Here is a 26,018-nt window from a genome sequence, read left to right as displayed (position 1 = left end):
TCAATCCTTAGCGAGCAATGGGCGTCAGGCGAAGCAAGTGAATCCGACGGCTGTCGGCGTTCAGGATGCGGAAACGGTACGGGCCGATTTCAGTGATTTCGTTACGTTTTGGCAAATGCCCGAACGCGCTCATCACCAGGCCGCCAACGGTGTCGAATTCGTCGTCGGAGAACTCGCTGTCGAAAAACTCGTTGAAGTTCTCGATCGGCGTCAGGGCCTTGATCAGGAAATCACCGCTGGGCAGCGGCTTGATGTAGCTGTCTTCCTCGACGTCGTGTTCGTCTTCGATGTCGCCGACGATTTGCTCCAGCACGTCTTCGATGGTCACCAGGCCTGCCACGCCGCCGTACTCGTCGATGACGATGGCCATGTGGTTGTGGTTGGCGCGAAATTCGCGCAGCAGCACGTTAAGGCGCTTGGACTCCGGCACGAAGGTGGCCGGGCGCAGCAGGTCCTTGATGTTGAAGCTGTCGCCGTTCTCCTTGAGGATCAACGGCAGCAAGTCCTTGGCCAGCAACACGCCCATCACGTCATCGTGGCTTTCGCCGATCACCGGATAGCGGGAGTGGGCCGAGTCGACCACGGCAGGCAGGAACTCGCGGGGTGTCTGGGTCGCCTTGATGCTGACCATTTGCGAGCGCGGGACCATGATGTCCCGGACCTGCAAGTCAGCCACCTGGATGGCGCCTTCGACGATGGCCAGCGCTTCGCTGTCCAGCAGTTTGTTCTGGTGTGCATCGCGCAGCAGCTCCAGCAGCTCCTGGCGGTTTTTCGGCTCGTGGGCAAAAGCCTGGGTGAGCTTACCCAGCCATGACTTCTGCCCGTTGCTCGATCGATCTTCGCTCATAGCGATTACTCTGAATCCTTTGTTGTTTCGGTAGGGGATAAATCGGCTTCGTCGTCCGCGTACGGATCGGGAAAGCCCAGTTCTGCAAGCAACGTTCGTTCCAGTGCTTCCATTTCTTCGGCTTCGTCGTCATCAATATGGTCGTAACCAAGCAGATGCAAGCAGCCGTGAATCACCAGGTGTGCCCAATGGGCCTTGAGTTCCTTGCCTTGCTCGGCGGCTTCACGCTCGACCACGGCCACGCAGATCACCAGATCGCCTAGCAGCGGGATGTCGAGGAACTCATCCGGCACATCGGCCGGGAATGACAAGACGTTAGTTGCGTAATCCTTTTGCCGCCAGGTGTGGTTCAGCTCGCGTCCTTCGGCTTCGTCGACCAGACGAATGGTCATCTCCGAATCGGCGGTGCGCTGACGCAAAGCCAGTTCGCACCACTGGCGGAACTCGGCTTCGCTGGGGGCGCAGGCTTCGGTGGCGATTTGCAGGTCAAGCTCAAGCATCGCGGCGGCTATCCTTGGCGGCGGCATCATCGGCCGCTTTGGTTTCGAAGCGCTCGTAGGCTTCAACGATGCGCTGCACCAGTGGATGGCGCACGACGTCCTTGGGCTGGAAATGGGTGAAACTGATCCCCGGCACATCCTTGAGCACTTCAATAACATGGTGCAGGCCGGACTTGGTGCCGCGTGGCAGGTCGACCTGGGTGATGTCCCCGGTGATGACGGCCGTGGAGCCGAAGCCGATCCGGGTCAGGAACATCTTCATTTGCTCGACCGTGGTGTTCTGGCTTTCGTCGAGAATGATGAAGCTGTTGTTCAGCGTACGGCCGCGCATGTAGGCCAGTGGCGCGACTTCGATCACCTGGCGCTCGATCAACTTGGCGACGTATTCGAAGCCGAGCATTTCGTAGAGCGCGTCGTAGAGCGGACGCAGGTACGGGTCGATTTTTTGCGACAGGTCGCCGGGCAGGAAGCCGAGTTTTTCACCCGCTTCGACCGCGGGACGAACCAGCAGGATGCGGCGAATCTGCTCGCGCTCCAGTGCATCCACCGCGCAGGCCACAGCCAGGTAGGTCTTGCCGGTACCGGCCGGGCCGATGCCGAAGTTGATATCGTTACCGAGGATTTCCTTCACGTAGCGCAGCTGATTCAAGCCACGGGGGCGAATCATGCCTTTCTTGGTGCGAAGGGCCACGGACGGTTCGGCGGGGGAGTGGTTGTCCAGCTGCTCGACGGCCGATTCCTGCAGGAACAGGTGCACCATGTCCGGCGACAGCTCGGTACCCTTGGTTTCCCGGTACAGGCGGCGCAGGAGGTTTTCCGCGGAGGTGGTGTGTTTGGGTTCGCCGATCAGCTCGAACTGATTTCCGCGATTGCGGATCTCGATGGTCAGTCGCTGTTCGATCAAGCGCAAATGCTCGTCGAATTGCCCGCACAGATTGGCGAAGCGACGAGCTTCAAAAGGCTCGAGAATGAAACGATGTGGTTCTATGGGTGCGTTCAAGGTCGTATTTAGCCGCCCTGGGGCAATAGTGATGAATCAAGGATAGCGCCAGTGGCGTGGGTACGAAAGCTCTTATGCAGACCAAGTTAATTCACTGGCCTGGCGCTGTCCCTGTGGGAGCGGGCTTGCTCGCGAAGAGGGTGTGTCAGTCGACAATAATGTAGCTGACAGACCGCATTCGCGAGCAAGCCCGCTCCCACAGGGATCTTCGGTGTTACTGGACCAGCGAACCCCGCAGCGAGTGCGGCTGCGCGGCATCGATGTGCACGTCCGCGAACTGGCCGATCAGGGTCGGATTGTCACAGCGGAAGTTGACGATACGGTTATTCTCGGTCCGGCCTTGCAGCTCGCCCGGGTCCTTTTTCGAGTAATCGGTCACCAGGATCCGCTGGATCGAGCCGACCATTTGTCGGCTGATCTCGAAACCTTGCTGGTTCAAGCGATGCTGCAGGGCATTCAGGCGTTCTTTTTTCAGCTCTTCCGGGGTGTCATCGGCCAGGTCGGCGGCTGGTGTGCCCGGGCGCTGGCTGTAGACGAACGAGTAGGAAAAGTCGAAGCCGACGTCGGCAATCAGCTTCATGGTTTGTTCGAAGTCTTTTTCGGTCTCGCCCGGAAAGCCGACGATGAAGTCCGAGCTGATGCAGATCCCCGGCACGGCGGCCCGCAGCTTGCGCAGTTTGGATTTGTATTCCAGCGCGGTGTGGTTGCGCTTCATCGCGGCAAGGATGCGGTCCGAGCCCGATTGCACCGGCAAGTGCAGGTGCTTGACCAGCTCCGGCACGTCGGCGTGGGCCTGGATCAGGCTGTCGGAGAACTCCAGTGGGTGCGACGTGGTGTAACGGATGCGGTCGATGCCGTCGACCGCGGCGACCACGCGGATCAGCTCGGCCAGATCCGCCAGGCGCCCGTCATGGGTGAGGCCACGATAGCCGTTGACGTTTTGCCCCAGCAGCGTCACTTCGCGCACACCGTTTTCGGCCAGGTGAATGATCTCGGCAAGCACGTCGTCGAACGGCCGGCTGACCTCTTCGCCACGGGTGTAGGGCACCACGCAGAACGTGCAGTATTTGCTGCAACCTTCCATCACCGACACGTAAGCGCTCGGGCCGTCGATGCGGGGCTCGGGCAAATGGTCGAATTTTTCGATTTCCGGGAACGAGACGTCGACTTGCGGCAGTTTGCTGGTGCGCGCGGCGTCGATCATTTCCGGCAGGCGGTGCAGGGTCTGCGGGCCGAAGACCACGTCGACATAGGGGGCGCGATCACGGATGGCTGCGCCCTCCTGGCTGGCCACGCAACCGCCGACGGCGATCACCATGTCCGGGTTGGCCAGCTTCAGTTCGCGCCAGCGGCCGAGCTGGGAATAGACGCGATCCTGGGCACGTTCGCGGATCGAGCAGGTGTTGAGCAGGATCACGTCGGCGTCTTCAGCGCGGGCGGTGACTTCCAGGGCCTGATGTTCGCCCAGCAGATCGACCATGCGCGAGCTGTCGTACTCGTTCATCTGGCAACCGTGGGTTTCGATGTAAAGCTTCTTGGCCATGGAAAGAGTCATCACGTGATTCAAAGAACCGCGCATTATAGGGAACATGTACCCAGGTTCCTACCGCTGCGCGTCCGATGGCTATGCTATAGTTCGCGCCCTCATTTTTATCCCCCGATGTATTTCGCCTGCCATGACCAAACGTGAAGCTCCAATCTACAAGGTGATTTTCCTCAACCAGGGCCAGGTGTTCGAAATGTACGCCAAGCAGATCTATCAAAGTGATCTGTGGGGCTTTCTGGAAGTGGAAGAGTTCGTCTTTGGCGAGCGCACGCAAGTGGTCGTCGATCCAAGCGAAGAAAAGCTCAAGGCCCAGTTCGAAGGCGTGGTGCGCAGTTTTGTGCCGATGCATTCGATCGTGCGTATCGACGAAGTCGAGCGTATGGGAACACCGAAAATCAGCGAAGCCCGTGGCGCGGTCGGCAATGTGATGCCGTTTCCGATGCCGATGCCTGAGAAGTAAGCGGTTTGCCTGATGGCTGAAGGGGCTTGTTGTGGCGAGGGAGCTTGCTCCCGCTCGGCTGCGAAGCAGTCGCAAGACCGAAACGCGCGGTGTGCCAGGCAGAGTGTGATTGCAGGATTTAGGGCCGCTTCGCGCCCCAGCGGGAGCAAGCTCCCTCGCCACAACAAGCCACCCCGCAGTCAGAAGTGCTCAGGGCAGTGGCGCGAAAGGCGTACGCCCGTCAGCGCTCTGCAATTCCATCAAATATTTACGGAAGATTTGCCCGAGCACCTGGGTAGCAAGCTCCAGTTCTTCGCGGGGCATCTTTTCGGTGACTTCGTCGGCGGTGTCCAGTGCGTCTTCGGCGCCGTTGACCGCCGCCATCTTCAGCAGGATGTACGCCTGAACGTTATTGGCCGGCACGCCTTCGCCGTGGAAGAACATGGTGCCGAGTTTGAATTGCGCCTGGGCGTGGCCTTGCAGCGAGGCTTTTTCGAAATAGCTCAGGGCTTGATTGAGGTCGCGTGGGGCGTTTTTGCCTTCGTAGTAGAACTCACCCAGCTCGTATTGCGCTTGCGCATCCCCTTCTTCCGACGCTTTCTGGCAGGCGGTGAGTGCCTGTTCCAGGTCTTGCGGTTGGGTATTGAGGGTGCAGCGACCCATCGCTGGGATTAACAACGAGTTGCCGCCTGCTTGTGCGTGCGCGAGCAGGGGCTGAAGAAGCAACAGGCAGCCCAGTGCAAGGGTGCGGCCGGTGCGGTTCATGGGAATCGACTTACCTCTGAAGGGCGCGCGGACCCATCGAGGGATCCAATAAGCGCGCATTATGAAATAAGCAGGGGCAACCTTACAAAGTCTTTACTCGTTTTTCTGCTGCGCGGGAAATTTATCGCCCACTTTGCGGGGGATTATTAGCAGATGAGTGGGAAAAATCGTGGGGTTGCAGGCGAAAGCTGACGCTGGCAAGGGCCAACGTCAGCATTTGAGCATTACTTCAAGGCAGCGAAGGCGCGCTCGGCGGCGTCCAGGGTCAGCTTCAGTTCAGCTTCGCCGTGGGCGATCGAAGTGAAACCAGCTTCGAATGCGCTCGGTGCCAGATACACGCCACCTTCGAGCATCAGGTGGAAGAAACGGCCGAACAGGGCTGCGTCGCTGGCCATCACGTCATCGAAAGTAACGATGTCGTCGGCACCGCTGAAGTACAGGCCGAACATGCCGCCGGCCTGGGTGGTCACGAACGGAATGCCGGCCGCATCGGCGCGCTGTTGCAGGCCGTCGAGCAGGCGAGTGGTGTAGTCGGTCAGCTCGGCGTGGAAGCCCGGACGGCTGATCAGGCGCAGGGTGGTCAGGCCAGCGGCCATCGCCAGCGGGTTACCGGACAGCGTACCTGCCTGGTAGACCGGACCCAGCGGGGCGATGCGCTGCATGATTTCACGCTTGCCGCCGAAGCAGCCGACCGGCATGCCGCCACCGATGATCTTGCCGAAGGTGGTCAGGTCCGGCGTCACGCCGTAGTACGCCTGGGCGCCGCCGAGGGCGACACGGAAGCCGGTCATCACTTCGTCGAAAATCAGCACCACGCCGTGCTTGTCGCACAGGGTCCGCAGACCTTCGAGGAAACCCGGTGCCGGCGGCACGCAGTTCATGTTGCCGGCCACTGGCTCGACGATGATGCAGGCCACGTCCTGGCCGACTTCGGCGAGCATGGTTTCTACCGCGTCGATGTCGTTGAACGGCAGGGTCAGAGTGTGTTTGGCGAATGCCGCCGGTACACCGGCCGAACTCGGTACGCCCTGGGTCAGTGCGCCGGAACCGGCCTTGACCAGCAGGCTGTCGGAGTGACCGTGGTAGCAGCCTTCGAACTTGATGATGCTGTCGCGGCCGGTGAAGCCACGGGCCAGGCGGATAGCGCTCATGGTCGCTTCGGTGCCGGAGCTGACCATGCGCACCATTTCCATCGACGGCACCAGCGAGCAGACCAGATCGGCCATCTGGGTTTCCATCTCTGTCGGGGCGCCGTAGGACAGGCCGTGCTCAAGCTGCTTGCGCACCGCGTCCAGTACGTCTGGATGGCTGTGGCCGAGGATCATCGGGCCCCAGGAACCGACGTAATCCACATAACGCTTGTCGTCCTCGTCGGTGACGTAGGCGCCTTCGGCGTGCTTGAAGAACAACGGCGTGCCGCCGACGCTCTTGAACGCGCGAACCGGCGAGTTCACGCCACCGGGAATGTGTTTCTGGGCATTGGCAAACAGCGTTTCGGAACGAGACATGATCGGGCTCTCAAATCAGATTTAAAGCTTAAATAGAAAACAATTCGTTGAAGGCGCGGGCGCGGCGGGTCACCTCAGCCGTGCTCTCGGCACCGAACAGGCCATGCACCACCGCCAGCAGATCGACGCCATGGGCCACCAGTGGGGCGGCGTTATCCAGGGTGATGCCGCCGATCGCACAGATCGGCAGGTGCAATTGCTTGCGTGCCTGGTCGAGCAGGTCGAGGCTGCAGGTCGGGGCGCCGGGCTTGGTGTTCGAATTGAAGAAGCGGCCGAAGGCGACGTAGCTGGCACCTTCCTTGGCGGCCTGTTCGGCCAGTTCGAGCTGCGCGTGGCAGGTCGAACCGATGATCGCCTGACGCCCGAGCAGTGCACGGGCCGGAGTCAGCGGGCCGTCGGTCTGGCCCAGGTGCACGCCCACGTTCAGGCGTGCCGCCAATTCGGCGTCGTCGTTGATGATCAACTGCGTCTTGTAACGTTCGCACAGCCCGCGCAAGGCTTCGGCCTCACGCAGGCGGCGGGCCTCGTCACTGCTCTTGTCGCGGTATTGCAGCAAGGTGACGCCGCCTTCCAGCGCCGCCTCCACGTACTTGAGCAACTTACCCTCCAGCAAATGGCTGTCGGTAATGGCGTACAGGCCACGTAGTTTCATCGGACAAGCCTCACCGCATTACAAATAGAAGTTACGAACAGAAATCCAGTGGCAAACGGCGCGGTACAAACTGGCCTTTGCCCAGCTGCTCGGCATCACGCAGGGTGCGCCATGTGTAGTTAAGCGCGGTCTGTACGGCACTGGCGAGATTTTCGCCCTGGGCCAGACGACCGGCCAGCGCACTGGCCAGGGTGCAGCCGGAACCGTGATAGCTGCCCGGCAAGCGCTGGCAGGTAAAGGTTTCGCGCAAGCCGTCGCGGCTGTACAGGCGATTGTGGATTTCGGTTTCGTCGCCATGGCCGCCGGTGATCAGCAGGTGTTTGACGAACGGCAAGAGTTTTTCAGCGCACTCGTCCGCGGTGCCTTCGGGCAGTTCGGCGAGGATGCGGGCTTCGGGAAGGTTGGGGGTCGCAATGATCGACAAGGGCAGCAGGCGTTCGCGCATGGCGTAGCCGACCTCGTCCTTGCCCAGGCGTCCGCCGCCGCCGGCGCGCAGCACCGGGTCGCAGACCACCGGCAAATGCGGGTGCGCCGAAAGCAGTTCGACCACGGTGTCGACCATTTCCAGGGAACCGAGCATGCCCAGTTTGACGGCGGCGACTTCGGAGTCGTTGAGCACGGCATTGGCCTGGGCCAGTACCCACTCACGGTCGAGGACGCGGAAGTCAGTGACATTGACAGTGTCTTGCACGGTCAGGGCGGTGACGGCCGGAGCCGCATGGCAACCCTGAGCGAGCAGGGCTTCGATATCTGCCTGCAAGCCGGCGCCACCACTTGGGTCGTGGCCGGAGAGACAGAGGACAACGGGGCGAGAGCTGTAGATATTCATGGTGCGCGAGCTTACCACCAAACAACGTTTTTCGGGTGTAGCGACAACCAGCCTGACTGTTGCATTGTGGCGAGGGAGCTTGTCGGATCGCCGCACCGTCCCGTTGGGTCGCGAAGCGGCCCCAACAAACTGTCAGGTTCATCAGTCGGCTGGATTTACGACTGCTTCGCACTCGAGCGGGAGCAAGCTCCCTCGCCACGGTGACTCATCAACCACAAAACGCCTTCTGGTAGTCGCTCTGAGACGCCCGTCCTAGAGCCTTTTTAGGAAAAATTTCAATGGTGTTTAATGGCTATCAACGGCTATGCTAGAGTGGATCCAAACCAATAACAGGTAATACCGGTTTTACGTCTGCTCAAAAGGAATGGGGGGCTTCCTGACAGAACCGGACAGGCCACGCTGGGGCTTCAATGCACTATTTGCTGATGTTGCTGTTGTGTTTGCCCCTCCTGGCAAACGCCGTCGAGTTCGATGAGTCCACTCAAAGCCTCCCCTTGGGCCGTACCCTGCAGGTCTATGAGGACGCAGGTGGTCAGGCGACCATCGCGGATATCCGTGCGCAAGCGGCGGCCGGCAACTTCAAACCGCACCACAAAGACACGCTCAACGCCGGGTACTCGCGTTCAGTGTTCTGGCTGAAAATCGACCTGCATTACCGTCCGGTCAATCCGGCGGCGCAACGGACCTGGCTGCTGGAACTGGCCTATCCGCCCCTCGATCATCTCGATCTCTATTTGCCCGATGCGGCCGGCAACTATCAGTTGGTCAGGCAGACCGGCGATGCATTGCCGTTCGCCAGCCGCGAGATTCGTCAGAACAGCTATTTGTTCGACCTGGCGTTCAAACCTGACCAGGCCGAAACCGTATTCTTGCGATTGCAAAGCGAAGGCTCGATCCAGGCGCCGGTGACCTTGTGGTCGAGCACCGCCTTCCTCGAAGAGCAGCCCTTGCGCCTTTACGTACTGGGATTGATCTACGGCGTGCTGTTGGGGATGCTGGTCTACAACCTGTTCATCTACCTCAGCGTGCGCGACACCAGTTACCTCTACTACATCTTCTATATCGCCTCGTTCGGCTTGTATCAGCTGTCGGTAAACGGTGCGGCCGTGCAGTATTTCTGGCCGGACAGTCCGTGGTGGGCTAATGCTGCGACGCCGTTTTTCATCGGCTGTGCGGGGCTGTTCGGCAGTCAGTTCGCCCGCAGTTTCTTGCAGATTTCTACCCACAGTCGCTGGCTCGACCGCTTGTTGCTGACGCTGGTTGCCTTTAGTGCGCTGGTGGTCGGCCTGTCATTGATGACCAGCTACGCCCTGGCCTTGCGCCTGGCCACGGCCCTGGCGCTGGCATTCACTGTGGTGATTTTTGCCGCCGGGATCTTTGCCTGGCTGCGGGGCCTGCGCGTGGCGCGGTATTTCATCATTGCCTGGTCGGCGTTTTTGCTCGGCGGCATCGTCAATACGCTGATGGTGCTGGGCTACCTGCCGAACGTGTTCCTGACCATGTATTCCAGCCAGATTGGCTCGGCCATCGAAGTGGCGTTGCTATCCCTGGCGCTGGCCGACCGCATCAACGATATGCGCGAGCAGCAGGCACAAACCCTGTTCGATGCCAGCCAGAAACTTGAAGTCCTCAACCAGCAACTGGCTCGCAGCAACAAGCTCAAGGACGAGTTCCTTGCCACCCTGACCCACGAACTGCGCACGCCCATGAACGGTGTGATCGGTTCGCTGGAACTGATGCAGACGGTCGAAATGGACCCGGAGCTCGAGCAGTATCAGCAGACAGCTTCGGGATCGGCACGGGACATGATGCGCATGGTCAACGGCATCCTGACCCTCACCGAATTGCAGGCCGGCAAGCTCAAGGCCTCGGCCGACACCTTCAGCTTGCGTGGCCTGGTCGAGGCACTGCGCACGCAGTTCGAGGGCAACGCATCGAGCAAGTCGCTGGACTTCAAGGTCGATGTCGCGCCAGGTGTGCCGGATCGTTTGCACGGCGACAACGTCAAGATCGCGCAGTGCCTGGAATGCCTGCTGGATAACGCCATCAAGTTCACCCGGATCGGTGGCCTGGCCTTGCGGGTGACCGGCAAGGCCATTGAGCCCGACCGGCTGGCGTTGACCTTTGCGGTGATCGACACGGGCATTGGTTTCACCGATTTGGGGGAGGCCACGATGTATCAACGGTTCTTCCAGCTCGATGGCTCGATGACCCGTGAATACGGTGGCCTGGGTGTTGGTCTGGCGATTTGCCGACAGTTGATCGAGTTGCTGGGTGGACGCCTGACGCATCGCACCGAGCCAGGACGCGGCAGCCGGTTTCAGCTGGATGTGGAAGTTGGGCTGGCGGTGGCCGAACGTCCGGTGACGCCGTTGATGACCGGGGATTTTCCGCGCCTGCGCTTGCCTCAGGATTGTGCTGTGCTGTTGGTGGATGACAACAGCATCAGCCAGTTGGTGATGCGCGGTATGTTACTCAAGCTGGGGTTCCGCGTGCGTACGGCCGATAGCGCCTACGTTGCGCTCGATCTCTTGCAGCGCGAAGTGTTTGACGCAGTGCTGGTCGATTGTCAGTTGCCGCTGCAGGGCGATGAGTCGGTGTGCTGCCAGATCCGCGCGTTGCCGGGTTATACCGAACTGCCGCTGTTCATGATCGCCCTGGGCGGTGACCGTGAGCGTTGCTCGATCGGCGCGGTGATTGATCACTTGAGCAAACCGGTGAAATTCGAAGACTTGCAGGCCGCGCTCTACCGCCGTGTGCTCTGCTCGCAATAGGGCGAAAGCGCCGACAGTTAGGCGTATATGACACTTTTTTCATCCGGGGGGCGGTGCTTAACTGAAGTCCCTTGGCCGACCAAAGGAGCCCTGTCATGAACCTGCATCAGTTCGCCGAAACCCACGAAGTCACCAACCAGCCACCGTCACTGGACGGCGCCAACCTGTACCGCATCGACTTGCCGTTGCAGGAATGGTCGCGGCGGTTCGGGGCCGGTTGGGCCGAATCGCGGATCGACGCCTACGGCGCGCTGGCCGGTGGCCCGTTGATGGAAGCCGGGTTCCTCGCCAATCAGAACAAGCCGGTGTTCAACAGCCATGACCGGTTCGGTCATCGCATCGACCTGGTGGAATTTCATCCGGCCTATCACCAATTGATGCGCACGGCGGTCGAGCACGGCTTGACCTCGTTGCCTTGGGCGCACCCGCAGGACGGCGCCCATGTCGCCCGCGCCAGCATGTCGTATCTGCACAGCCAGGCCGAAGCCGGCAGTGGCTGCCCGCTGACCATGACCTTCGCCAGCGTTCCGGCCATGCGCCTGCAACCGGACCTGGCGGAAAAGTGGCTGCCGAAAATCCTCGCCACCGAATACGACTCGCGCAATGTCGGCATGGCTCACAAGGCCGGAGTCACCATCGGCATGGCCATGACCGAAAAGCAGGGCGGCACCGACGTGCGGGCCAATACCACCAAGGCGTATCCGGTCGGTGCCAGCGGTCCGGGCCAGGCTTATGAACTGGTCGGGCACAAGTGGTTTTGCTCGGCGCCGATGTGCGACGCCTTCCTGACACTGGCGCAGACCGACAAGGGCCTGACCTGTTTCCTGCTGCCGCGCCATCGTCCGGACGACACGCGCAATCAGTTCTACATCCAGCGCTTGAAGAACAAGCTCGGCAATTGCTCCAACGCCTCCAGCGAAGTGGAGTTTCGTGGCGCACTGGCGTGGATGATCGGTGAAGAGGGCCGTGGCGTTCCGACGATCATCGAGATGGTCGCCATGACCCGTTTCGATTGCATGGTCGGTTCCAGTTCGCTGATGCGTCAGGCGCTGACCCAGGCCAGCCATCACTGTGCTCACCGTTCGGTTGGCGGCAAACTGCTCAGCGAACAGCCGTTGATGCAGAACGTGCTGGCGGATCTGGCGCTGGAAAGCGAAGCAGCCCTTGCCTTGAGCCTGCGCATGGGGCGGGCGCTGGATCATCTGGACGATTCGCAGGAAGCCAAATTCGCCCGGTTGGTGACGGCGGTGGGCAAGTACTGGATCTGCAAGCGGGCGCCGGCCATGATCAACGAAGCGGCCGAATGCATGGGCGGCGCGGGTTATGTCGAAGAAAGCATCCTGCCGCGGCTTTATCGCGAGGCGCCGGTGAATTCGACGTGGGAAGGTTCCGGCAACGTGCAGTGCCTCGACGTGCTGCGTGCCCTGTCGAAAGAGCCGGGTGTGCTCGATGCGCTGTTCAGCGAGTTGGGCGATGGCCATGGCGACAAGCGCCTGGCGGCGCACATCAGCCAGTTGCAGGCGGCCTTCAAGGACACCAGCGACATTCAGTACCGTGCCCGGCAGTTGACCGAGGACATCGCGCTGGGCCTGCAGGCCAAGCTGTTGCTGGAAGCCGGGAATGCGCTGGTCAGTGATGCCTTCATCGCCAGCCGTCTGGAGGGTGGCGGCCGAGTGTACGGCGCATTGCCTCGCGGCCTGGACGTGGAAGCCATTGTCGCCCGCTCGACCCCGCAAGCACTGTAAAGAACCTGTAGGAGCGAGCCTGCTCGCGATGACGGAGTAACATTCAACATTTGTGTTGGCTGATACACCGCTATCGCGAGCAGGCTCGCTCCCACAGTTGTTCTGTGTATACCGCAATGATGTATTGCCAACACACTACTGTTCCCGTGAAGCGACGATGCAGGCAAGATGAAGGTCTGCAAGTCAGAACACAGGATGCTGATCGTGACCGAAGCTTTTATTGTCGTTCAAACCGCCGAGCAAGCCGTGGATCGGCTTGCACTCTTGCACAATCGTGCAACCACCGCGCTGAGCCAGGCGCTCAAGCGCTACCTCAAGAATCGCGTCGAACCCGATGCCGAACAGCGCTCGATGTTCCGCTATCCCGAATTGCGCCTGACCTACCTCTGTCAGGGCGAAGTCCCGCAGACCACTCGTGCCTACGCCAAGGTCCAGCTGCCGGGCACCTACAGCGTCACCGTCACCCATCCGTCGGCGTTCCGTAAATACCTGCTGGAACAGCTCGTTCCGTTGATGCACGACTTCACCGTGACCGTGGAAGTCGGTGTCAGCCAGCAGAACATTCCGTATCCGTATGTGGTCGAGCAGGGCGATGAGCTGGCGGGTTCCGGCGTCACCGCCGCCGTGCTGGCGCGGGTGTTCCCGAGTACCGACCTGTCGGCGGCGACCGACGGCATTGCCGACGGTTTGTACGATTGGGAAAACACTGATCCGCTGCCCCTGGCCCTGTTCGATGCCGCACGGGTGGATTTCTCCCTGCGCCGACTGGTGCATTACACCGGCAGCGACTGGCGGCATGTGCAGCCTTGGATTCTGCTGACCAACTATCACCGCTACGTCGACCAGTTCATCGTCCATGGTCTGGAACAATTGCGTAGCGATCCGCGTTTTGTGCGCATGGTCCTGCCGGGCAACGTGATCATCGAAAAGAGCATGGATCACGGTGAAGCCTCGGCGATTGCCGCCGGGGTGGTCTGGCACCGCTACCAGATGCCGGCCTATCACCTGATCGCCAGTGATGGCCACGGCGTGACCCTGGTCAACATCGGTGTCGGCCCGTCCAACGCCAAGAACATCACCGACCACCTCGCCGTGCTGCGCCCGCATTGCTGGCTGATGATCGGTCACTGCGGCGGCCTGCGTCAGTCGCAGACCATTGGCGACTACGTGCTGGCCCACGCCTACATGCGTCGCGACGGGATTCTCGACCGGGTGGTGCCGCCGAACATTCCGATTCCGGCGTTGGCCGAAGTGCAGCTTGCGCTTCAGCAAGCTGCGGCCAACGTCACCGGCGAGAAAGGTGACGAACTGAAGAAACGCCTGCGTACCGGCACCGTGCTGACCTACGACGACCGTAACTGGGAGCTGCGCTGGGCGCAGGAGCGGCCGCTGATCAACCTGTCCCGCGCCGTGGCGGTGGACATGGAAAGCGGCACCATCGCCGCCCAGGGTTATCGCTTGCGGGTGCCGTACGGCACGTTGCTGTGCGTATCGGACAAGCCATTGCACAGCGAAATCAAGTTGCCGGGCTCGGCCAACGCCTTCTATGAGCGCGCGGTCAGCCAGCACTTGAAGATCGGTATCGAGGCGGTGGATCTGTTGCGCACCGAACTCAACTCGCTGCACTCGCGCAAACTGCGCAGCTTCGACGAGCCGCCGTTCCGCTAACGGTTGTCATGGTCATTTGGCGGTCAGGGCACTAGCATTAGCAGCCCTGATCGCTAGATGCTCACGTCGCCATGTCCCGTCCTCAACGCCCCGTTTCCCGCCGCCCTGGCGCGAAACCCTCTCCTGCAGCCCCGCGTCGTGTCGCCAAGGCGCCGCCGGCCGAGCCGAAACTGATCCTGTTCAACAAACCCTTCGATGTGCTGACGCAATTCAGCGACGGGGAAGGGCGGGCAACGCTCAAGGATTACATCGATGTACCGGGAATCTATCCGGCCGGTCGGCTGGACCGCGACAGCGAAGGCTTGTTGCTGCTGACCAACGACGGCCAGCTTCAGGCGCGGATAGCCGACCCGAAACACAAGCTGGCCAAGACCTATTGGGTGCAGGTCGAGGGCGAGCCGGACGCCGAGCAATTGCAGCGCTTGCGTGATGGAGTCGAATTGAATGACGGCATGACCTTGCCCGCCGAGGCGCGGCAACTGGACGAGCCTGAGCTGTGGCCACGCAATCCGCCGGTGCGCTTTCGTAAAAGCGTGCCGACCAGTTGGCTGGAGTTGGTGATTCGCGAAGGGCGCAACCGGCAGGTGCGGCGCATGACCGCGGCGGTCGGGTTGCCGACATTGCGCCTGGTGCGAGTCAGAATCGGTGACTGGACGATCGAAGGGCTCGATCAGGGACAGTGGAAAGAAGTGCCGGCGCGCTTATAAGGCGCCGGATTCGATCAGGCCGATCACCACGCTCTTGATGATGAACGCCGCCACGCCCAGGCCCAGCACGAAGAACAGAATGAACGAGCCAAAGCGCCCGGCCTTGGACTTCTTCGCCAGATCCCAGACGATGAAACCCATGAAAATGATCAGGATGCTGACCAGTCCGGTCATCATCCATTCTTCGAAAACGGCAGGATCCATCGAACATCTCCAGCGCGGGCGTGGCTAAAAGGGCGCGGGGAGTATACGCCTCACTGGCTTCGCGCTGTATTGACCTGCGTCGGTGTGTCGCACCTGTGGCGAGGGGGCTTGCCCCCGTTGGGGTGCGCAGCAGCCCTAAAATCTGCAAGCAGGTTACACCTGACACGCCGCATTTGCTGAGTTTGCGACTGCTGCGCAGCCGAACGGGGCGGTGCGGCGTCCCGACGAGCCCCCTCGCCACAATCAGCTACGCAGATGAGTCAAAGGCAGTTCGGTGCTATTCAACACCTGATTCAGCACAAAACTCGAACGCACACTGGTCACGCCTTCAATCCGCGTCAGATGCCCCAGCAGCAGTTTCTGGTAGTGATCCATGTCCGGCACCACGACCTTGAGTTGATAGTCGGCATCCATCCCGGTCACCAGGCTGCATTCGAGCACTTGGGGCAGGGTACGGATGGCCGCTTCGAAATTCTCGAAACGCTCCGGCGTGTGACGGTCCATGCCGATCAGCACGTAAGCGGTCAGGCTCAGGCCGAGCATCTTGCGGTCGAGCAGGGCAACCTGGCGGGAAATGTAGCCGTCGTCTTCCAATTGCTTGACCCGCCGCGAGCACGGTGAAGGGGACAGGCCGATGCGCTCGGCCAGCTCCTGGTTGGAGATGCGTGCGTCGCGCTGCAATTCCGCCAGAATACTCAGGTCATAACGGTCGAGCTTGCTCATCAAACGGTCCTTTGTCGTAACTATTGCGTAGGATTATGTATCAGGGGTTAAAAATTGCGCAAGTGATGTTTAATTAAGCAATATTAGCAATCCTCTGCCGGGGCTCCCAGCCTATTCTTATCACCAGAATCACTGCTCGGACAAACAGTCCAGTGCGGCTCGCCGAATCAGGCCCGCCGCGGTCGCCACCCCCACCGGGGATGTGCCGGCCCCCGAGCTACACACTGTCCAGAAGACGGCGTGAGGTGAGCCGACGCCACAAGTGTCGAGCCAGGACGAAGTTCTCTAAGGGGAGGCCGACGGGTCTCCCCTTTTTCTTGTGCGGAATTTGCCCCCCGCCCCTCAATAAATAAGTTGCGTGACTGATAACCTGTTGCAGAACCGGCCACTGCTTTCCCAGTCTTATGTACAGGCCCTAACCCGCAATGAGGAAAAGCATGAAGTCGCGCATCTGGCGTTTGGCCGGCGTTGGTTTGCTGTGTGTCAGTGTCACCGCGCAAACGATGGCCGATGAGCCGCAAAACCGTGGCCATGATGACTGGGACCACGGCCAGGGTGGGCATCAGGGCGATAACCAGGGCCATGGTGGCAGCAACCAGCCACACCCGCAAAACGGCCAGCAACAGAATCAGCCCCGTGCGCAGAACAACGACAACCGCCAGAACGAGCACAACGGCCAGAATCAGCATCAGAACAATGGCCAGTGGCAGAACCGTCCTGCGCCGGATTTCAACAGCCGGGTTCGCTCGCCGCCACCTCCGCCGCAGTTGCCGGCCACTGACATGCCAATCCAACCCCGGCCCGACACCGTGCGCCAGACTCAGCAGCCGCAGCGCGGTTACTACCAGGGCCAGCCGCGTCGCAACGATTACAACCAGCGCTGGAATGGCTACACAGTCGCACCGTCCTATGACAATCACATGCAGGGGCGCCCGAGTGGATACGGTAACAGCTGGGGGCCAGGCCCCAGGTATCGCCCCGGCCAAGTGATCGACCGCTTCCCCGAACGCAACTTCCGCGTGCCTTACCGTGGCATGGATTACTACTATTCCGGCGGTTACTGGTATCGCCCGCTCGGTCCGCGCTATGAAGTGGTGGAGCCACCGCGCGGAATTCGCGTCAGATACCTGCCTGATTACGCACAGCAAGTGTGGATCGGCGGGGCGCTGCTGTTTCTGGCGGCCGGTTCGTATTACGCCTATCAGGAAAGCACTCAGGACTACGTTGTGGTCGAGCCGCCGGTTGGTCAACCGCAGTCGCAACCACCAGCCGCCAGCAATGGTTATGACGTGGAGGCGTATCCGGCCAACGATCAGTCGCCGGAGCAGGTCAGTCGGGATGGTTACGAGTGTTATCAATACGCGGTGCAGCAGAGTGGTTTCGATCCACGAACCGCCACCTACCAGCTAGACCCGTCGGTGGTGCAAGCCTACCGACAGGCCCAGGGCAACTGCCTGAGCAGTCGCGGTTATCAGGTGACTTACTGACCCCGGGCGGCTTTCACCACTTCCCGCGGGTCGGCGTGCACCAGCACTTCGGCGCGCGGGTAGGCGCTGTGAATGGCGGCGGCAGCCTGATCGCTGATGCCGTGGGCGACTGACAGTGTCAGTTCCCCCGGCAACTCCAGATGCAACTGCACAAACCACTGGTTGCCGGAGATCCGCGTACGCAAGTCATGGGCACCCAACACGCCGGGTACGCTGCACGCCAGCTCCAGCATGTGCTGGCTGACCTCCGGTGGCAGTTCTTCATCCATCAACACTGCAAAACTCTCTCGGGCGATCTGCACCGCGCTCCAAAAGATATAAGCGGCGATGCCCAGACCAAACCAGGCGTCGACCTGATCCCAGCCAAATCCGGCCAGTATCAGCGCCAGCAGAATGCTGCCGTTGAGCAACATGTCCGAACGGTAATGCAGCGAGTCGGCACGCACGGCGTTGGAGCCCGTGGCCTTGATCACCCGATGTTGCAGCATCAGCAAGGCCAGGGTCAGGACGAGCGAGAACACAATCACACCGATGCTGATCCACGGCGCGCCGACCGGTTCGGGATGTTTCAGCCGATCAAAGGCCTGCAACGCAATCAGCACCGCACTGCCGCCAATGAACAACGCCTGGGCCATACCCGCCAACGACTCGGCCTTGCCGTGTCCGTAGCGATGATCATTGTCGGCGGGGCGCAGGGCGTAATGCACCGCCAGCAGGTTGAGCAGTGACGTGACACCGTCGAGTGTCGAGTCGGTGAGCCCGGCGAGCATGCTCACCGAGCCGCTCAGCCACCAGGCGATGGCTTTGGCGACGATCAGGATGCACGCCACCGCCACCGAGGCACGGGTCGCCAGCCGCAGCAGGCGGGCGTGTTCGGAGCTGGAGGTCATAGAGGCCATCGTTCCTTGGAGAGTCCTTTCGCGTGTAGGGATTACGCGGCTGGTTGCAGGCCGAACATCGCCAGTTGCTGGGCGCTGCCTTTGCTCTGGATCAGGCGTGGATCGTCCAGCGGGAAGCTGCGGCCCAGCTCGCTTTCCAGAATAGTCTGCAACTTGCGGTTATCGACCTTGCCGTCGGGACCGATGGCGTCCTTGAGTTTTTGCGGGTCGACTTGGGCGGTCTTGCCCGGCTCGAAGTAAATCGCGCCAGTGGCGAAGTCCACAGCAAACGCGATCAGGCCGGGGATGATGTAGAACAGCAGGCCCACGGCGTCGAGCGCGGCGATGGCCGGGTCGATCTTGCCTTCGATCTGGCCACGTCGATCCGGGTAGAAAATCGACCCGCAGGCGGTCACTTGAGTCAGCAAGGTTGCGACCAGAACACCGCCAATCAGGCGAAAGGGAGCACGCATATGAAATCTCCTGAGTAGAACGCCAATAACGTTACTGGTTAGAGCCCAGACTACGCCAAACAGTTCGCCGTTATACTCGGCCCGGCAGGGCGTGCCCACAGTAAATTGCGGCCGCGTCTCACCCCTACAGAAAAAGTTGAGGATGGACGTTGTTTTTTTCAGTTCAACAACGCGTAACGGCTGACAGATGTAATCGGGGTTCGGCCCTCCGGGCTGAAGCTGTGGACGCGCCATGCTGCGTTGCGGAACTTGGTAAGGAAACGACCCTTACCTGCGTCCCGCGCCTTGCCTGGCACGCCCACAGCTTCAACGCGACTCGCAATTTACTGTGGGCACGCCCTGGGGAGCCAGCATGATTTCTTTGCCGATCGATGAAGTTTTACCCGCCCTGCGTGAAGCCCTCGCTACACGCCACGAAGCCGTGCTCGAAGCGCCGCCCGGCGCCGGTAAAACCACCCGCGTGCCTTTGGCCTTGCTCAACGAACCGTGGCTGGCCGGGCAGACCATCCTGATGCTCGAACCCCGCCGGTTGGCCGCGCGTGCAGCGGCGGAACGCCTGGCCAGCGAGCTGGGGGAGAAGGTCGGCGAAACCGTGGGTTATCGCATTCGGCTCGACAGCAAGGTGGGCCCCAACACCCGCATCGAAGTGGTCACCGAAGGCATCCTCACCCGGCGTTTGCAGGACGACCCGGCGCTCGAGGGCGTTGGCCTGTTGATCTTCGATGAATTTCACGAACGCAGCCTCGACGCTGATCTGGCGCTGGCCCTGAGCCTCAATGGTCGGGAACTGTTCCGTGACGATCAGCCGCTGAAAATCCTCTTGATGTCCGCCACGCTCGAAGGCGAACGCTTGGCCGGGTTGCTTGACGATGCGCCGATCCTGCGCAGCGAAGGGCGCATGTACCCGGTGGCGATGCGCTGGGGCCGACCGTTCCAGTCCGGTGAATTCATCGAGCCGCGTCTGGTGCAGACCATCCTTGAAGCCTTGAACGACGAGACCGGCAGCGTGCTGGTGTTCCTGCCGGGGCAGGCTGAAATCCGCCGCGTGCATCAGCAACTGGCCGATGCATTGGGCGAAAACACTCAGGTTCTGTTGTGTCCGTTGCACGGTGAACTGGACCTCGCCGCGCAACGGGCGGCGATCGATCCGGCACCGGCGGGCAAACGCAAAGTGGTGCTGGCCACCAACATCGCCGAAACCAGTTTGACCATCAACGGCGTGCGCGTGGTGATCGATGCCGGGTTGGCGCGGGTGCCGCGTTTCGACCCCGGCAGCGGCATGACCCGTCTCGACACCCAACGCATTTCCAAGGCCAGCGCCACCCAGCGCGCGGGCCGGGCCGGGCGCCTGGAACCGGGCGTGTGTTATCGCTTGTGGTCGCAGGATCAGCACGAGCAACTGGCGGCCTACGGCAGTGCGGAAATTCTTTCGGCGGACCTCGCCGGGCTGGCCTTGCAACTGGGGCGTTGGGGCGTGACGCCCGGGCAACTGGTGTGGCTCGACGTGCCGCCGGCCGCCGCTTATGCACAGGCTCAGGACCTGCTCGAACGCCTGGGGGCGCTGGAGGGGGACGCATTGACCCGCCACGGTCAGGCCATGGCCGAACTGCCGGCGCATCCGCGTATCGCGCATTTGCTGTTGCGCGGTCAGGCGCTGGGACTGGCAGATATGGCCTGCGATGTCGCGGCACTGCTCGGCGAGCGCGATATCTTGCGCGGTGCCGGGGCGGACTTGCACAGCCGACTGGTACTGCTGTCTGGCGAAGAACGCGCCACACGCGGTGCCCAGGGGGGCGTGCAGCGCGCACGGCAACTGGCGCGGCAGTATCGTGGTTACCTGCGGGGTAAAGCCTCGGAGCCGGTCAGCGATCCGGATCATCCGCGCTGGCTCGGTGCATTACTGGCGCTGGCCTATCCCGACCGGGTCGCCCAACAACGGCGCGCCGGTGGTGCGGAGTATCGCTTGGCCAACGGACGTGCCGCACTGTTCGCCGAGGCCGACAGCCTGATGAAGCAAGCGTGGCTGGTGATCGCCGATCTGGGCAGTCGCCAGGGCCAGCGTGAGGAGCGGATTTATCTGGCGACGGACTTCGATCCGGCGCTCTTCGATTCCGTGCTGGCCGAGCAGGTGCGCTGCGTCGATCAACTGGATTGGGATGAACGCGAGGGCGTGCTGCGGGCCGAGCGTCAGCGCAAGGTTGGCGAACTGATCCTCAGCCGCGAGCCACTGACGGGCCTCGACGAAACCGCCCGCAGCCAGGCACTGGTGAACTTGGTGCGGCGCAAAGGCCTGGAGCTGTTGCCGTGGACCCCGGAGCTGCGTCAGTGGCAGGCGCGGGTCGACTTGTTGCGGCAACTGGACCTCGCCGGCAAGGGCGAGAGTGAGTGGCCGGATGTCAGCGACACGGCATTGCTCAAGAGTCTGGAGCACTGGCTGATGCCGTATCTGGGCAAGGTTTCGCGGCTCAGTCACTTTGCCAACCTGGACCTGTCGAGCATTGTCCATAACCTGTTGCCATGGCCGCTGCCGCAGCGGCTGGACGAGCTGGCGCCGCATCATTTTAGCGTACCGTCGGGCTCTTCGATTCGTCTGGACTACAGCGAACAGCCGCCGATTCTGGCGGTGCGTTTGCAGGAGTTGTTCGGCCTGGCCGAGACCCCGCGCATCGCCGGGGGCCGGCAGGTGGTCAAGCTGCATCTGTTGTCCCCGGCGCGGCGGCCGGTGCAGGTGACTCAGGACCTGGCCAACTTCTGGCGCAGCACCTATGCCGAGGTGAAGAAGGATTTGAAGGGGCGTTATCCGAAGCATTACTGGCCGGATGATCCGCTGGTGGCGGAGGCGACTGCGCGGATCAAGCCCCGTAAATAATCGCCAAGGCAACACCCAACCTGTGGCGAGGGAGCTTGCTCCCTCGCCACAGGGGTTACTGTGGATTTTCGGATTTGGCGGTCAGTTGTTCGCGGCAATAGTCCGCAAACAACTGCGCCGGTTTGGTCAGTTGCCCGCGCTTGAGCCATGCCGCCACCAGGCCGGATCCGGTGACGTCTTCGGCGATGTCCACGCACACCACTTTCTGCCCGTCGTAGGTGCACTCCGAGTGCGGCTTGGTCACCAGTATCGAAAACCCGAACCCCTGGCCAACCATGCCGCGCACCATCTCGATCGATGGCGAGCTGAAGGCGATGCGTGGGGTCAGGCCCAGCTCTTCGAACAGGCTGACGAAGTAGGTCCGGCTCGGCTGCACGTCCAGAAGAATCATTGGCTCCAGGCACAGATCCCGCAGCGACACCTGCGCCTGCTGGGCAAAGCGGTGATCCGCCGGCAGCAGCGCGTAAGGTCGTTGCGCCGGCATCAGCGGTTCGGTCTCGATGGTGCCGTCCAGATCGTGCTCGTAAAGGATCGCCAGATCGAAGGCGCCGGAGGTCAGGCCCTGCACCAACTCTTGTTGCTCGCCGTCGCGGATGCGGATTTCCACCCCCGGGTACAACGCCGAAAACCCGGCGATCAATTGCGGCAGATACAGCGGCGCGACGGTTTCGAAACAGCCGATATCGATCTGCCCGGACACCACGTCGTTGTCGGCCAGGGCGTTCTGCTCGAACTCCTTGGCCATGCGCAGCAGTTCCTGGGCCTTGCGGTAGAAACGTGCACCGCTGGGGGTCAATGACACGCCCTGTGCATGGTGACGAATCAGTAGTTGCACGCCGAAGCTGTCTTCCAGCCCTTTGATGGCCGTGGAGATCGAAGGCTGGGCGATGTACAGCTTGCGCGAGGCCTCGGCGACGCTGCCACACTCGACGGTGGTGATGAAGTATTTCAGTTGACGCAGATTGTAGGCAGCCACAGCAAACCTCGGGGGAGAACGGATCAGGCATCCTGGCAATTTGCGCGCCACCCCTATCCGCTCGGGTAGCGATTTATTGTGTTTGAACAATAACCACATGCTGCGCCAGAAGGGAGATTGGCTACGTAGTTTTTTCTTGGCCTGCGAACACATTTTTACTGGTTTTCCACCGCTCGGGCCTGAGCGACTATCCAATACACAAGAATGTCCTCTGGAGCATCTGAACGTGTTCGAGCTTGAGTATTGGCAACGCAAGGCCGCTTCCCTGCGGTTTCCCGACCAGGCCGTGATCGACGGCCAGCGCCGCGCGGCGCAATCGGGGCAGACTTTCGCCGCGATAAACCCTGCCACCGGGCAATGCCTGGCCAACGTGGCGGCCTGCGGTGAAGAAGACGTGAACGTGGCGGTGCACAATGCACGGAAGGTCTTCGAGGCTGGCACCTGGGCTGCGCGCTCGCCGACCGAACGCAAGCAAGTGCTGTTGCGCCTGGCCGACTTGATCCTCGAAAACCGTGAAGAGCTGGCGCTGCTCGATTCGCTGAACATGGGCAAGCCCGTCGCCGATGCCTACAACATAGACGTGCCGGGTGCCGCGGGAGTGTTCCGCTGGTACGCCGAAAGCCTCGACAAACTCTACGATCAGGTCGCGCCGAGTGCGCAGAACGTGCTGGCAACCATTACTCGTGAAGCCTTGGGCGTGGTGGCAGCCGTGGTGCCGTGGAATTTCCCTCTGGACATGGCGGCGTGGAAACTCGCCCCGGCCCTGGCCGCCGGTAACTCGGTGATCCTCAAACCGGCCGAGCAGTCGCCGTTTTCCGCCCTGCGCCTGGCTGAGCTGGCGCTGGAGGCGGGGATTCCGCCAGGCGTACTCAACGTACTGCCGGGCCTCGGCGAACAGACCGGCAAGGCCCTCGGCCTGCACCCGGACGTCGATTGCCTGGTGTTCACCGGCTCCACCGAAGTCGGCAAATATTTCATGCAGTACTCGGCCCAGTCGAACCTCAAGCAAGTGTGGCTGGAGTGCGGCGGCAAGAGCGCGAACCTGGTGTTCGCCGATTGTCAGGACCTGGATCTGGCCGCCGAGAAAGCCGCGTTCGGCATCTTCTTCAATCAGGGCGAAGTCTGCTCGGCCAACTCGCGGCTGCTGGTGCAACGCTCGATTCATGACGAGTTCGTCGAACGCCTCAAGGCCCAGGCCGAGCGCTGGTTGCCGGGGGATCCGCTGGACCCGTCGAGCGCCGTCGGGGCCATCGTCGACAGCCGTCAGACTGCGCGCATCATGAAGTTCATCCAGCAGGCCGAACAGCAAGGCGCGACCAAGGTTTGTGGCGGTCGGCAATCGATCTTCAATGGCTCGGACAATTTCATCCAGCCGACGATTTTCACCGGCGTGACGCCGGACATGCCGCTGTTTCGCGATGAAGTGTTCGGCCCGGTGTTGGCGATTACGGCATTCGACGACGAGGCTCACGCCTTGCAGTTGGCCAACGACAGCGTCTACGGTCTGGCGGCTTCGCTGTGGACCGATGACCTCAACCGCGCCCACCGTGTGGCGCGACAATTGCGGGCCGGTACGGTGTCGGTCAACAGCGTCGATGCGCTGGACGTGACCGTTCCTTTCGGCGGTGGCAAACAGTCGGGTTTCGGCCGCGACCTGTCCCTGCATTCATTCGATAAATACACCCAGTTGAAGACCACCTGGTTTCAATTGCGCTGATAACAAAACGGAGAACTGGCGATGACCACACCACGTGATACCCGCGACTACCAGGCCGCCGACGCTGCGCACCACATCCATGCGTTCGTCGATCAGAAAGCCCTCAACGACGAAGGGCCACGGGTGATGGTCCGTGGCGAGCGCCTGCACCTGTGGGACAACGATGGCCGGCGTTACCTCGATGGCATGTCCGGGTTGTGGTGCACCAACCTAGGTTACGGGCGCAAGGACCTGGCCGCCGCGGCGAGCCAGCAACTGGAACTGCTGCCGTACTACAACATGTTTTTCCACACCACCCACCCGCAGGTGATCGAGCTGTCCGAGCTGCTGTTCAGCCTGCTGCCGGCTCACTACAGCCACGCGATCTACACCAACTCCGGTTCCGAAGCCAACGAGGTGTTGATCCGCACGGTGCGTCGCTACTGGCAGGTGCTCGGCAAGCCCGAGAAGAAAATCATGATCGGCCGCTGGAACGGTTACCACGGTTCGACCCTGGCCGCGACGGCGCTGGGCGGCATGAAGTTCATGCACGAAATGGGCGGCATGATTCCGGACATCGAACACATCGACGAGCCGTACTTCTTCGCCCACGAGGGCAACCTGACGCCGGCCGAATTCGGCCTGCACGCGGCGCAGCAACTGGAAGCGAAGATCCTCGAGCTGGGTGCAGACAAGGTCGCGGGCTTTATCGCCGAACCGTTCCAGGGCGCCGGCGGAATGATCTTCCCGCCCGAAAGCTACTGGCCGGAAATCCAGCGCATCTGCCGCAAGTACGATGTGCTGCTGTGCGCCGATGAAGTGATCGGCGGCTTCGGTCGTACCGGCGAATGGTTTGCCCACGAGTACTTCGGTTTCGAGCCGGACACCCTGTCCATCGCCAAGGGCCTGACCTCGGGCTACATCCCCATGGGCGGCTTGATCCTGTCGAAGAAAATGGCCTCGGTGCTGGTGGAGCAGGGCGGCGTGTTTGCCCACGGCCTGACCTATTCCGGGCACCCGGTGGCGGCGGCGGTGGCGATTGCCAACCTCAAGGCCCTGCGTGACGAAGGCGTGGTGACGCGGGTCAAGGACGACATCGGTCCGTACCTGCAACAGTGCCTGCGCGAAGTGTTCGGCAAGCACCCGCTGGTGGGTGACATCCAGGGCACCGGCATGGTCGCGGCGCTGCAACTGGCCGAAGACAAATCCACTCGCAAGCGTTTCGCCAAGGAGAACGACATCGCCTGGCGCTGCCGGACGATTGGTTTCGAGGAAGGGGTGATCATTCGCTCGACCTTGGGCCGGATGATCATGGCGCCGGCGTTGATTGCCAGTCGTGAAGAGATTGATGAGCTGATCAGCAAGACCCTGAAAGCGCTGGATCGCACGGCTCAGGAATACGGCCGGCTCTGATCATGTAGCGCTCTCTCGGGCCTCTTCGTCGGAACGCCGCCCGGAGCAAGCCCGCTCCCACATTGGATTTGTGTCTGACACGGATCCCCTAATGAAATGGCTACCCCCGCTGCCCCCTGTGATCGCCCACTAAGCTTTCGCAGGGGGCTCATCGGAGATCGTTGCCATGAACAAAGTAGCTATTGCCGCCATCGACTTGGGAAAACACACCTTTCATCTACATGCACAGGATGATCGTGGTCACGAGCTGTACCGAAAAAAATTCAATCGGGTAACGCTCATGCAGCACCTGGCAAATCTCGAGCCCTGCACCATCGCG

General features: G+C 61.4%; 22 protein-coding genes and 1 pseudogene. 10 read left to right on the top strand and 13 right to left on the bottom strand.

Going from position 1 to position 26,018, the window contains the following annotated elements; translation table 11 throughout:
* Window positions 1-7 precede the first annotated feature (7 nt).
* The 4 genes from AC1DVE_RS24575 to miaB form a co-directional block, all read right to left on the bottom strand.
* Window positions 8-847, bottom strand: coding sequence for an HlyC/CorC family transporter (locus AC1DVE_RS24575; RefSeq protein ID WP_027924283.1), 840 nt, complete (start codon window positions 845-847; stop codon window positions 8-10).
* A 5-nt stretch (window positions 848-852) separates the two neighbouring features.
* Window positions 853-1,347: an rRNA maturation RNase YbeY gene (gene ybeY, locus AC1DVE_RS24570; RefSeq protein ID WP_223453573.1), complete on the bottom strand. Its 495-nt coding sequence runs from the start codon at window positions 1,345-1,347 to the stop codon at window positions 853-855.
* Window positions 1,340-2,347, bottom strand: a complete 1,008-nt coding sequence (locus AC1DVE_RS24565) for a PhoH family protein (protein ID WP_008022966.1) — start codon at window positions 2,345-2,347, stop codon at window positions 1,340-1,342. Before AC1DVE_RS24565 ends, ybeY begins: the two co-directional genes overlap by 8 nt.
* A gap of 214 nt (window positions 2,348-2,561) precedes the next feature.
* Window positions 2,562-3,890, bottom strand: coding sequence for a tRNA (N6-isopentenyl adenosine(37)-C2)-methylthiotransferase MiaB (gene miaB, locus AC1DVE_RS24560; protein WP_223453571.1), 1,329 nt, complete (start codon window positions 3,888-3,890; stop codon window positions 2,562-2,564).
* A gap of 133 nt (window positions 3,891-4,023) precedes the next feature.
* On the opposite strand from miaB, the gene AC1DVE_RS24555 reads away from it, so the two are divergent.
* Complete coding sequence (locus AC1DVE_RS24555) at window positions 4,024-4,353, top strand: DUF1820 family protein (RefSeq protein WP_008052403.1); 330 nt, start codon at window positions 4,024-4,026, stop codon at window positions 4,351-4,353.
* A gap of 189 nt (window positions 4,354-4,542) precedes the next feature.
* On the opposite strand, the gene AC1DVE_RS24550 is transcribed toward AC1DVE_RS24555, so the two are convergent.
* From AC1DVE_RS24550 to AC1DVE_RS24535, 4 genes are all read right to left on the bottom strand, one after another.
* Window positions 4,543-5,097 (bottom strand): tetratricopeptide repeat protein, encoded by a 555-nt coding sequence (locus tag AC1DVE_RS24550; RefSeq protein ID WP_223453569.1) that lies wholly within the window; start codon window positions 5,095-5,097, stop codon window positions 4,543-4,545.
* A 224-nt stretch (window positions 5,098-5,321) separates the two neighbouring features.
* A complete protein-coding gene (hemL, locus tag AC1DVE_RS24545) occupies window positions 5,322-6,605 on the bottom strand; it encodes a glutamate-1-semialdehyde 2,1-aminomutase (RefSeq protein ID WP_056728829.1) in 1,284 nt (427 codons plus the stop codon).
* Between the two features lie 28 nt (window positions 6,606-6,633).
* A complete protein-coding gene (gene thiE, locus AC1DVE_RS24540) occupies window positions 6,634-7,257 on the bottom strand; it encodes a thiamine phosphate synthase (protein ID WP_223453565.1) in 624 nt (207 codons plus the stop codon).
* Between the two features lie 31 nt (window positions 7,258-7,288).
* Complete coding sequence (locus AC1DVE_RS24535; RefSeq protein WP_057713171.1) at window positions 7,289-8,086, bottom strand: hydroxymethylpyrimidine/phosphomethylpyrimidine kinase; 798 nt, start codon at window positions 8,084-8,086, stop codon at window positions 7,289-7,291.
* A gap of 410 nt (window positions 8,087-8,496) precedes the next feature.
* Here AC1DVE_RS24535 and AC1DVE_RS24530 point away from each other — a divergent pair, with 410 nt between their 5' ends.
* The 4 genes from AC1DVE_RS24530 to AC1DVE_RS24515 all read left to right on the top strand — a co-directional run bounded on the left by AC1DVE_RS24530 (window position 8,497) and on the right by AC1DVE_RS24515 (window position 14,980).
* Window positions 8,497-10,860 (top strand): hybrid sensor histidine kinase/response regulator, encoded by a 2,364-nt coding sequence (locus AC1DVE_RS24530; RefSeq protein WP_223532904.1) that lies wholly within the window; start codon window positions 8,497-8,499, stop codon window positions 10,858-10,860.
* Between the two features lie 95 nt (window positions 10,861-10,955).
* Window positions 10,956-12,605: an acyl-CoA dehydrogenase family protein gene (locus tag AC1DVE_RS24525; RefSeq protein WP_223532902.1), complete on the top strand. Its 1,650-nt coding sequence runs from the start codon at window positions 10,956-10,958 to the stop codon at window positions 12,603-12,605.
* 168 nt (window positions 12,606-12,773) lie between these two features.
* Entirely contained in the window at window positions 12,774-14,273 is a 1,500-nt protein-coding gene (gene amn, locus AC1DVE_RS24520) for an AMP nucleosidase (RefSeq protein ID WP_223453559.1), read from the top strand.
* A gap of 71 nt (window positions 14,274-14,344) precedes the next feature.
* Window positions 14,345-14,980, top strand: a complete 636-nt coding sequence (locus tag AC1DVE_RS24515) for a pseudouridine synthase (RefSeq protein ID WP_223453557.1) — start codon at window positions 14,345-14,347, stop codon at window positions 14,978-14,980.
* Here the strand turns inward: AC1DVE_RS24515 and AC1DVE_RS24510 are convergent.
* Entirely contained in the window at window positions 14,975-15,184 is a 210-nt protein-coding gene (locus AC1DVE_RS24510; protein WP_003228500.1) for a DUF2788 domain-containing protein, read from the bottom strand. The genes AC1DVE_RS24515 and AC1DVE_RS24510 overlap by 6 nt on opposite strands.
* A gap of 243 nt (window positions 15,185-15,427) precedes the next feature.
* Window positions 15,428-15,907: an Lrp/AsnC family transcriptional regulator gene (locus AC1DVE_RS24505; protein WP_007937367.1), complete on the bottom strand. Its 480-nt coding sequence runs from the start codon at window positions 15,905-15,907 to the stop codon at window positions 15,428-15,430.
* A gap of 437 nt (window positions 15,908-16,344) precedes the next feature.
* On the opposite strand from AC1DVE_RS24505, the gene AC1DVE_RS24500 reads away from it, so the two are divergent.
* A complete protein-coding gene (locus AC1DVE_RS24500) occupies window positions 16,345-17,394 on the top strand; it encodes a DUF6515 family protein (RefSeq protein WP_477784270.1) in 1,050 nt (349 codons plus the stop codon).
* Here AC1DVE_RS24500 and AC1DVE_RS24495 read toward each other — a convergent pair.
* Entirely contained in the window at window positions 17,388-18,284 is an 897-nt protein-coding gene (locus tag AC1DVE_RS24495) for a cation diffusion facilitator family transporter (RefSeq protein WP_223453553.1), read from the bottom strand. The genes AC1DVE_RS24500 and AC1DVE_RS24495 overlap by 7 nt on opposite strands.
* 41 nt (window positions 18,285-18,325) lie before the next feature.
* Entirely contained in the window at window positions 18,326-18,745 is a 420-nt protein-coding gene (locus AC1DVE_RS24490; protein WP_008022979.1) for a hypothetical protein, read from the bottom strand.
* Window positions 18,746-19,097: 352 nt separating this feature from the next.
* Between AC1DVE_RS24490 and hrpB the strand changes: the two genes are divergently transcribed.
* Entirely contained in the window at window positions 19,098-21,614 is a 2,517-nt protein-coding gene (gene hrpB, locus AC1DVE_RS24485; protein WP_223532900.1) for an ATP-dependent helicase HrpB, read from the top strand.
* A gap of 55 nt (window positions 21,615-21,669) precedes the next feature.
* Here hrpB and AC1DVE_RS24480 read toward each other — a convergent pair whose 3' ends face one another.
* The gene (locus tag AC1DVE_RS24480; protein WP_046041711.1) at window positions 21,670-22,590 is read right to left on the bottom strand and encodes a LysR family transcriptional regulator; all 921 of its coding nucleotides are present in this window, start codon (window positions 22,588-22,590) and stop codon (window positions 21,670-21,672) included.
* Window positions 22,591-22,816: 226 nt separating this feature from the next.
* Here AC1DVE_RS24480 and AC1DVE_RS24475 point away from each other — a divergent pair, with 226 nt between their 5' ends.
* The 3 genes and pseudogenes from AC1DVE_RS24475 to AC1DVE_RS24465 form a co-directional block, all read left to right on the top strand.
* On the top strand, window positions 22,817-24,307 hold the full coding sequence (locus AC1DVE_RS24475) for an aldehyde dehydrogenase (protein WP_477784269.1): 1,491 nt from the start codon (window positions 22,817-22,819) through the stop codon (window positions 24,305-24,307).
* Between the two features lie 21 nt (window positions 24,308-24,328).
* Complete coding sequence (locus AC1DVE_RS24470; protein WP_223453546.1) at window positions 24,329-25,699, top strand: aspartate aminotransferase family protein; 1,371 nt, start codon at window positions 24,329-24,331, stop codon at window positions 25,697-25,699.
* A gap of 166 nt (window positions 25,700-25,865) precedes the next feature.
* A pseudogene (locus tag AC1DVE_RS24465) lies at window positions 25,866-26,018 on the top strand (IS110 family transposase); the annotation flags it as partial.

It is taken from the genome of Pseudomonas sp. P4_B4 (genome assembly GCF_056402255.1).
The sequence above is the reverse complement of the archived record's forward strand: the minus strand, read 5'-3'. Positions and strand labels throughout refer to the sequence as shown.